General features: G+C 48.6%; 6 protein-coding genes and 1 pseudogene. 2 read left to right on the forward strand and 5 right to left on the reverse strand.

What is annotated here, in order from left to right; translation table 11 throughout:
• Positions 1-59: 59 nt before the first annotated feature.
• From secG to pheA, 3 genes are all read right to left on the reverse strand, one after another.
• Positions 60-638: a preprotein translocase subunit SecG gene (gene secG, locus Q0294_RS12045; RefSeq protein ID WP_299465373.1), complete on the reverse strand. Its 579-nt coding sequence runs from the start codon at positions 636-638 to the stop codon at positions 60-62.
• A gap of 194 nt (positions 639-832) precedes the next feature.
• Positions 833-1606 (reverse strand): triose-phosphate isomerase, encoded by a 774-nt coding sequence (gene tpiA, locus Q0294_RS12050; protein WP_299465376.1) that lies wholly within the window; start codon positions 1604-1606, stop codon positions 833-835.
• A gap of 292 nt (positions 1607-1898) precedes the next feature.
• Positions 1899-3068 (reverse strand): prephenate dehydratase, encoded by a 1170-nt coding sequence (pheA, locus tag Q0294_RS12055; RefSeq protein ID WP_299465379.1) that lies wholly within the window; start codon positions 3066-3068, stop codon positions 1899-1901.
• Positions 3069-3752: 684 nt separating this feature from the next.
• Here pheA and dnaK point away from each other — a divergent pair.
• A pseudogene (gene dnaK / locus Q0294_RS12060) lies at positions 3753-5669 on the forward strand (molecular chaperone DnaK); the annotation flags it as partial.
• Between the two features lie 299 nt (positions 5670-5968).
• On the forward strand, positions 5969-8584 hold the full coding sequence (clpB, locus tag Q0294_RS12065) for an ATP-dependent chaperone ClpB (RefSeq protein ID WP_299465382.1): 2616 nt from the start codon (positions 5969-5971) through the stop codon (positions 8582-8584).
• Positions 8585-8664: 80 nt separating this feature from the next.
• Here clpB and Q0294_RS12070 read toward each other — a convergent pair whose 3' ends face one another.
• Both Q0294_RS12070 and Q0294_RS12075 read right to left on the reverse strand, forming a co-directional pair.
• A complete protein-coding gene (locus tag Q0294_RS12070; protein ID WP_299465385.1) occupies positions 8665-9051 on the reverse strand; it encodes a VOC family protein in 387 nt (128 codons plus the stop codon).
• An 87-nt stretch (positions 9052-9138) separates the two neighbouring features.
• Entirely contained in the window at positions 9139-9309 is a 171-nt protein-coding gene (locus tag Q0294_RS12075) for a DUF6800 family protein (RefSeq protein WP_299465388.1), read from the reverse strand.
• Positions 9310-9401 lie beyond the last annotated feature (92 nt).

Genomic DNA, 9401 nt, shown 5'->3' on the forward strand with positions numbered 1-9401 from the left:
GATGAATATTAAGAGGGACGGTCTCTAGATTTAATTTATTTCAATGTTTGCCAGAAAGACTAATTTGGCTTTGTTTCTGACTTGGGTACCTCAGGCTTTGCAGGAGTTTCCTGTTTTTTCTCTGCGGGCTCGCTGGCTGCAGTCGGTTTCGCCGGCTCAGGTTTATTTTCGGTTGGTGCGGGTTTTTCGTCTGCTTTTTTGGCTGGTTCCGCTTCAGGTTTTGCAGCGGCCTCTTTTTTGTCGGTTGGTTTTTTCTCATCAAAAGGATTGATCGAGGATGTCTCTTCTGTCTTGGCGTCTGCAGCGGCTTTGTCATCCGGTGACTCTGGTGCACTGACACTGGGCTCTTCAGAGACTGCTTCCGAACCGCCGGCGTATTTGCCGGAACTGGCTCGGGTTGTGATTCCCGAAACACCGGCGAGGATAACCCAGATGACTGCCATCACGATTGTGATTTTGGTAAAGATATCACCGGCTTTAGTACCCAGAGCGCTCTGCCCGCCAGCGCCGCCGAATGCTCCGGCCAAGCCACCGCCGCGTCCTTTTTGCAGAAGGATAATGATGATCAGCAGAATTCCGAAGAACATCAACAGAGTCATCAGTATGGTGGCAGGGTCCAGTAAGTCTGCAAGAATCATTGTGTCATCCTAATTAGCTATTAATAGCTGATATTATCGATTGAAAATATTGAGTGGACGAGATTTCAAGAAAAGCTGGGAATCTCGTTAGCTGCTGGATCAGAATCAGTGCATCATATAGTAGTAGGATACGATCTGTAAATCGAGTCTGCTATCCGAGTTTAGACGAATCGAGATAAATTGGCAGCTTTCTTTTAACCAGCAGATAATTCAACAGCAGCCTGAATAATGGGAATAAACTGTTCTGCCTTGAGGCTGGCTCCTCCGACGAGGGCACCATCGACGTTTTCCTGGGAAAGCAGTTCTTTGGCATTGTCGGGTTTCACACTCCCGCCATACAGGATGCGAGTCGCATCAGCAATTTCTGATGAATAGTGGCTTTTTAGCCAGTTTCGCAGGTACTGATGGGCTGATTCTGCCTGTTCGGGAGAAGCAGTTAAGCCGGTGCCAATGGCCCAGACTGGTTCGTAGGCAATGACAATCTGGTCAAAAGCAGCAGCGTCAATTTCTGCCAGGCCACCAGTCATTTGCGTGTCGAGGACTGCATCGGTCTGTTCAGATTCGCGTTCGCTCTGGAGCTCTCCCACGCACAGAACCACCTGCAGCCCGGCTGCGAGTGCCTTTTTGACTTTCAGGTTGATGTCAGCGTCGGTTTCCTTGAGAATATGCCGGCGCTCACTGTGGCCAATCAATACAGAACGACAACCTACGTCAGATAACATTTCCGTTGCAGTTTCACCGGTAAATGCTCCTGGCGCTTCATGAGAGCAGTTTTGAGCCCCGATGCCGATTCCGGTTCCTTTTACAATTTCGCCGATGGTCGTCAGGTAAGGAAAAGGGGGGCAAACCAGAACTTCAACCGCTTGATTCTCTTTTGGAACTTCGGCTACCAGCGCCTGGGCCAATTGTGAGCCAGAAGCTTTGGTTGTATTCATTTTCCAGTTACCAGCTACAAGGAAGCGACGCATAATTCATCCTGTGATTCATATTGTATAGAATGTTGAAGTTACTCGGTTTCGCACGAAATTTCGATTTCTCATCCGATGAGAAAGGCGAGCGAGAAATCATCCGTATCGGTTGAACATCGAAATACGGAATGCTGTTAGTCCTGAGAAGCCACTTCGTGTTAGGTAAGTTATTGAGTCGGGAGCTGTGATTCAAGGATTCGAACCGAAAAACCTCAGATGCAGTCCTTTTTCACTCGATTTCGCCAGTTATGCGGGGAAAACAGCAGGGCTAAGATACAAAAGCGTCAAAAAATTACTCTAAAACCCCACTACGAGGGTAAGAGCCCATTGCTTCCAGTCGAACCACTCGTTTCTCCAGTTCACTGATCGTCCGCTTAATGTGAGGTTCCTGAATGTGACCTTCGAAGTCAATAAAGAAGAGATAACCCGGTTCTTCTCCCCGCAGAGGGAAAGATTCAATCCAGGTCAGATTCACTTTGTTTTTCTTGAAAATCTGCAGTGTATCTGCCAGCGACCCCGCGGTATGAGCGATTTGTACCAGAATAGCAGTACGATCTGAGCCGGTTGGGTCGCAGACCTCTTCGCCGATCACAGCAAATCGGGTCACATTATTCGCATTATCTTCAATACCTTCGACAATAATCTGCAGGTCATATTCAACGGAGGCCTGGTGGCTGGCGACTGCGGCAGCGCCCGGTTTGGTTGCTGCTAATTGTGCTGCCGTTGAGGTACTGGTAACTTCATGTAAATGTGCCTGTGGCATGTTGCGTGAAAGCCACTCACGGCATTGAGATAGTGCCTGCGGTTTACTGTAGATTTCTGTGATTTGACTCCGTTCGCAACGTGCGAGCAGGTTGTGGTGAACGGCAATCAGGACTTCTCCACAAATTCGCAGTGGAAGTCTGGTAAACATGTCGAGGGTATCTACAACGCGTCCATCAGTACTGTTTTCGATGGGGACGACACCAAATTCCGTGTTACCCCGGTTTACTTCTTCGAAAACCGCTCCAATTGTATTGACGGGGACCATGTCTGCACCCTCACCAAAACGCTCAAGAGCAGCTAGATGGGTGTAGCTGTAAGCTGGTCCGAGATAGGCAACTCTCTGCGGATGTATCTGCCTGCGGGCAGAACTCAGAATTTGCCGGAAGATCCCTCGAATGGCGTTGTTGGTCAGAGGACCGGATGCATTGAGTTTTTCAATAGTTTCGCGCAATTCTTCGTCTGACTTGGGGTCGAACATTGCTTTGCGCGGCTCAGGATCTGATTTGATCTGCTTGACCGTCATTGCGCAGCGTTTATTGACCAGTTTCACAATCTCACGGTCAATTTTTTTTAATTCAGACTGAAGCGAGCCAAGGCTATGTTTGCTGCTACTGCTTTTTTTGACGACTGTTTTCTTGGCTGGCGACTTCGGGGTGGGTACTGAAGTGCGTTTGGTAACCGCTTTTTTCTTGGCCATCGGAATCTTTCAGGATGTGAGTCTCGTTTCTGTCTCTCAGAAAATTAACCGCAGCCAGATCACACTCCCTCCCTGGTTGTGCTTCGTTGCTTACTGCCAGTTTCACAATTGGATTACAATCCCTTAAGAATTTCTCAGCTTGGGATTTCTCCCGAATGTCGCTCTTGGAAAATTATAAAATACTATGAGATAAGCAGTTAGGGTCAGTAAAACAGCTGGCTTTTATAACTGCCTGTATCGTTTCCAAAAAACAGCTTAGTCTCCAACTGTTCTAGTTTGTACCGCCGCCTTTAGGGACTGTCAAGCGGTTGAGCCTTACCTGTGAATCGTTTAGCCTTTATTCTAAAGGGTATGTATTCCAGACTGCCAATATGTCACTCAGTCGTGCCGGCAGTATTGGCCAGGGGTGGTGTCAATATGGCAGTTTCCGTGAATGTCTTTTTCAGTTGTGTAAAGTTATCTATTCTATAAGTGTTTACGAATAAGGTGCTTATGGTATGATTATGATTAATGGATTCTGCTTGGCACATTCATTGCTAACATAAAATCACCAGCCAGTATTACAAAGGCTGGTTTAATTGAAACTGTAAGTAGAACATGATTGATGTACGAAGCAAGGGGATTCATCCTGAAGCTGCTTTTTGTACATATCAGAATTAAGAATAGAATAAGGAAAGAGGGGAAACTCACATGGCATCTCAAGGTGAAAAGATCATCGGAATCGATTTAGGAACCACAAACTCAGTGGTTTCCATTATGGAAGGCGGGGAAGCCAAAGTGATTCCCAATCTGGAAGGAAACAGGATTACTCCCAGTGTTGTGGCATTCACCGATAAAGGGGAGACTCTGGTCGGTGAGCCAGCAAAACGGCAGGCTGTCACGAACCCCAAGAATACGGTTTATTCCGTCAAACGATTTATGGGACGTCGGCACAATGAAGTGCAGAGCGAAGAAAAAATTGTCCCGTATAAAATCATTGGCGGCCCGGAAGATTATGTCAAAATTGAAGCCGGGAGCAAAACCTACACTCCCCCGGAAATTTCTGCTTCAATTTTACGAAAATTAAAAGAAGCCGCAGAGAGTTATCTGGGACATAAAGTGAATAAAGCCGTCGTCACAGTACCTGCTTACTTCAACGATGCCCAGCGACAGGCGACCAAAGATGCGGGGCAGATTGCCGGTCTGGAAGTTTCGCGCATCATCAACGAGCCGACGGCTGCTGCACTCGCATACGGCCTGGAGAAAAAGAACGACGAAAAGATTGTGGTTTTCGACTTTGGGGGTGGTACATTCGACGTATCAGTTCTGGAGGTAGGAGACGAAGTGATTGAAACATTGAGCACCAATGGTGATGGTCACCTGGGGGGAGATGATTTCGATGAGGAACTGATTAATCACATTGCTGACTCCTTCAAGAAGGAGCAGGGGATTGACCTGCGGAAGGATGCAATGGCATTGCAGCGTTTGCGTGAAGCCGCAGAAAAAGCCAAGAAAGAATTGTCTTCATCTCAGACGACGGATATCAATCTGCCGTTTATCACCGCTGACAGTACTGGCGCAAAACACTTGCAGATGGCGATTACCCGTTCTGAATTCGAGAAGCTGATTGATCCGCTGGTTGAACGATGTCGTAAACCTGTAGAGCAGGCGATGAAAGATGCCGGGCTCAGTCCCAGTGACATAGATGAAGTCGTGCTCGTTGGTGGATCAACGCGTGTTCCTAAAGTGCATGAGTTTGTAAAGAAAATCTTTGGTAAAGAGCCACATAAAGGAGTCAATCCTGACGAAGTGGTCTCCATCGGCGCTGCCATTCAAGGGGGGATTATCTCTGGCGATGTGCAGGATATTGTGTTGCTGGACGTAACTCCGCTGTCTTTGGGGATTGAAACCGAAGGGGGGGTGATGACCAAACTGGTCGAGCGTAATACGACAATTCCAGTCACCAAGGATCAGGTTTTCTCGACAGCAGCCGACAATCAGACGGCTGTAACAGTGCGAGTTTTCCAAGGCGAACGCCAGATGGCCAGCGACAATCGTCTGTTAGGACAGTTCAATCTGGAAGAGCTGCCTCCTGCTCCACGTGGGGTTCCCCAGATCAAAGTGGTTTTCGATATCGACGTGAACGGGATTTTGAATGTTTCAGCAAAAGACGTTGCTACTGGCAAGGAAACTTCAGTCAAGATTGAACAGTCCAGTGGGCTGTCTGAAGCAGAGATTGAAGACATGAAGCGTCAGGCAGAAGCGCATGCTGATGAAGACAAGAAGAAAAAAGAACTGGCCGAAGCGAAGAACAATGGCTCACGGATTGTTTACGATGTCGAAAAGCTGTTAAAAGAGCATGCTGAGAAAATGGATGCCTCTTCCAAGTCGGCAATTGAAGCATCTGTGAAAAAAGTAAACGATGCCCTTGAGCGTGAAGATGTTGCGGCTATCAATACTGCCTGTGATGAATTACAGCAGGCAACTCATGCTTTCACCGAGCAGATGTATAAATCGAGCCAGGCTGCAGGAGACGACGGAGCGGCTGCTGGGGATGGAGACGGTGCTTCTGCCGCAGGTGACGAAGACGTGATTGATGCGGAATTTGAGAAAAAAGACTGAAGCGGACCAGGCTCTGAAATCAATCAGCGTCTGTGTTTGCAGGTTATATAAGGGCAGGGGGCTTAAGGTGAAACTTGAGCCCCCTGGTTCCCGACGGAATGAGACTTTTTCGAGTTTGATTGTGAAATTTTAAACACTCATCGTGATTGGCAGGCTCAATTCCTTCCCACCTCTCCGGGCCTGTTTCATAATAAAAGAATGAATACCAAGAGAGTTACTGCTTGTCGGCTGGTTATTTTATAAGATAATCCGAGCTGTTGAATTGCTGCGCACAGGGCATACAGGATTGGAGAAGTATTATGGCGTTTCGATTTGAAAAACTGACTGTTAAAGCACAGGAAGCGGTACAGCGGGCCCAGAACACGGCTGAGGATTTTGGCCAGCAGGAAATCAAGCCGCTGCATCTGCTGAAAGCGCTGTTGGATGAAGAGCAGGGGGTTGTGAAACCGTTGATTCAAAAAGTCGGTGCCAATCTTCCGCAGCTTCAGAAAATGGTAGACGACGAAATCAATCGTTTGCCCAAGGTCACCGGGGCTACGATGCAGGTCGGCATCGGTCAGGCGTTACTCAAAGTTCTGCAGGCAGCACAGGATCGTGCCGACCAGATGCAGGATAATTTTGTTTCGACCGAACACCTGTTGCTGGCATTTACGACAGTGGATGATCCGGCAAAGCGACTGCTGGAATTGAACGGTATTGAGGAAGACGATGTTTTGTCGGCACTGCAGGCTGTGCGGGGTGGGCAGCGCGTGACTGACCAGAGCCCGGAAGAGAAATATCAGTCGCTGGAACAGTACGGAAAAGATCTGGTTCAACTGGCGCGTCAGGGCAAGATTGATCCGGTGATCGGCCGTGACCAGGAAATTCGTCGTGTTATCCAGATTTTATCCCGCCGTCGCAAAAATAATCCGGTGTTGATTGGGGAAGCAGGGGTCGGAAAGACGGCCATTGTGGAAGGGCTCGCACATCGTATTGTGATGGGCGATGTGCCCCAGAACCTGAAAAATAAACGGGTGATCGCGTTGGATATGGGGGCTTTAATCGCCGGCACCAAATACCGTGGCGAATTTGAAGATCGTCTGAAAGCCGTTCTGAAGGAAATTGAGTCTGCGAAGGGGCAGATCATTCTGTTTATTGACGAATTACATACAGTTGTGGGAGCGGGGGCGGCAGAAGGGGGCGCGGATGCCTCGAATCTGTTGAAGCCGGCTCTGGCGCGGGGGGAATTGCATTGTGTGGGGGCAACCACACTTGATGAATATCGCAAATACATTGAAAAGGATCCTGCGCTGGAAAGGCGTTTTCAGCCGGTCATGGTTCAGGAGCCAACCGTTGAGGATACCATTTCGATTCTGCGAGGTTTAAAGGAACGCTATGAAACGCATCATGGGGTCCGAATTATGGATGATGCGTTAATCAATGCGGCGACATTGTCGGATCGTTATATCAACGATCGATTTCTGCCCGATAAGGCCATTGATTTAATCGATGAGGCAGCCAGCCAGTTGCGCATGGAAATGGATTCGATGCCGGCCGAGATTGATGAAGCCACCCGCCAGTTAACCCGGATGCAGATTGAAGCGGCTGCGCTGGCAACTGAGACAACAGCAGACAGCAAGGAGCGGCTGCAGGAGTTACGAAAACACATTGCCGATCGCGAGGAGAGCGTCAATGCTTTGAAAACCCGCTGGGAAACGGAAAAAGAAGCGCTGTCTGGATTGCAACCGCTGAAGGAGAACATCGACCGGCTGAATACCGCATATGAGCAGGCATTTCATCGAGCGCAGCAGACGAATTCCAACGAAGATTACACGACTGCCTACAATGCAGAGCAGGAATTGAGTGCCGCACGTCTGCGTCTGTCGGAGATGGAGCAAAAGGTAACCGAACTGGGAGATGACAGTGGCGAGCGTTTGTTGCGTGAGGAAGTGACTCCGGAAGATATCGCGAAGGTAATCAGCATGTGGACCGGGATTCCCGTTTCCAAAATGCTGCAGGGAGAACGCGATAAACTGCTGCGGATGGAAGAAGAAATACATAAGCGGATGATCGATCAGAATGAAGCGGTCGAAGCGGTTTCCAACGCGGTTCGGCGTTCCCGTTCCGGTTTGCAGGATCAGAGTCGCCCGATTGGTTCTTTCATGTTTCTCGGACCGACAGGTGTGGGAAAAACGGAATTATGTAAAGCGCTTGCGGGATTTCTATTTGATGATGAACGTAATATGATTCGTATCGACATGAGTGAATTCATGGAGAAACATTCTGTCTCGCGGCTGATTGGGGCTCCTCCGGGGTATGTTGGTTATGAAGAAGGGGGCCGATTGACGGAAGCAGTGCGGCGTCACCCCTACTCGGTCGTTCTGCTGGATGAAGTCGAAAAGGCGCACCGCGATGTGTTTAATATTTTACTGCAACTGCTTGATGACGGGCGTTTGACTGACAGTCATGGTCGAACCGTGGATTTCTCGAATACGATTGTCGTGATGACTTCAAATATCGGCAGCCAGACGATTATGGATCTGTCAGGTAAGGAAGATGATCAGATCATTCAGAACCGTGTGATGGATGCGCTGCAGCATGAGTTCCTGCCTGAGTTTCTGAATCGAATTGATGAAGTGATCGTCTTTCATCCGCTGGGGCGGGATGAGATTCGCCAGATTGTCGATTTGCAGTTGAAGCATCTGTCCGGACTGGTGGAAGCAAACGGATTTTCATTGGAAGTCTCCGCTGCTGCCAAGGATCAGCTGGCTGAAGAGGGCTATGATCCCTCTTACGGTGCACGACCTTTAAAGCGTGCGATTCAGCAGAATATTCAGAATGAACTGGCAAATAAGTTACTTTCAGGAGCCTTTACGGAAGGGGCCACGATTTACGTGGACGCTCACGAAGGTTTGTACCTGTTCTCTGAAAAATAAGCGTCCCTCAGCGGTCGTTTGAATTTCGAATCGAACGCAGCTTTGGACAGGTTGTCTGAAGCTGCGTTGATTCATTGAATTCACGCATCCGAATTGGAATGTAAAGCGAGACGATTGCCTTCGCTGTCGAGAATAATCGCTCGAAATCCATGTGGGCCGATCGAGTGAATCGGCTCGATGATTTTTCCGCCATGCGGCTCCACCTGGGTGATGGCATCCCGGATGCGCTGGTCGACATTCATGTAAACCAGGATTCCCTGGCTGCCTGAGATCGCCGATTCATTGGGAATCAGGCATCCGCCGTTACCCTGCTCATGGTCCAGGACGCCAAACTGAAAATCGTCGAATTGTTCGATGTGTACTTTGATGTTAAGGACTGCTTCGTAGAATGCAGCCGCTCGCTCCAGGTTGGCGACCGGAATATCAAACCAGACCGCCCGATTGAATGCGGAATTCAATTCACCCATTAGCTCATTACCTTCGCGCATGAAAAAACGACGCTCACTTCAAAACAAGCCAGCGCCATTATTTTATGTTTCACTGCAGGAAGTGATCTAGGCAGATTCTTCCAGGACAATAAACGGACTGATTTTACGAACTTTTTCTTTGATCGCATCTTTTTCAGTCTCATCTTTTGCTTTTGCAAACTTTTCCCGCAGTTGCTTCAGTTTGTGTTTCCGGCTTCGACGTTGAGCAAGCTCACGCCCTTTTTCAACACGTCCCATTTCTTGATCGTTCCTGCTTAAGTGAAAATGCTATGTTCGAATGTATATATTTCGATTGAAGTAACTGATTCTAACATCTATCGTGGCAAGGA

The organism is uncultured Gimesia sp. (genome assembly GCF_937919775.1).
Classification (GTDB): domain Bacteria; phylum Planctomycetota; class Planctomycetia; order Planctomycetales; family Planctomycetaceae; genus Gimesia.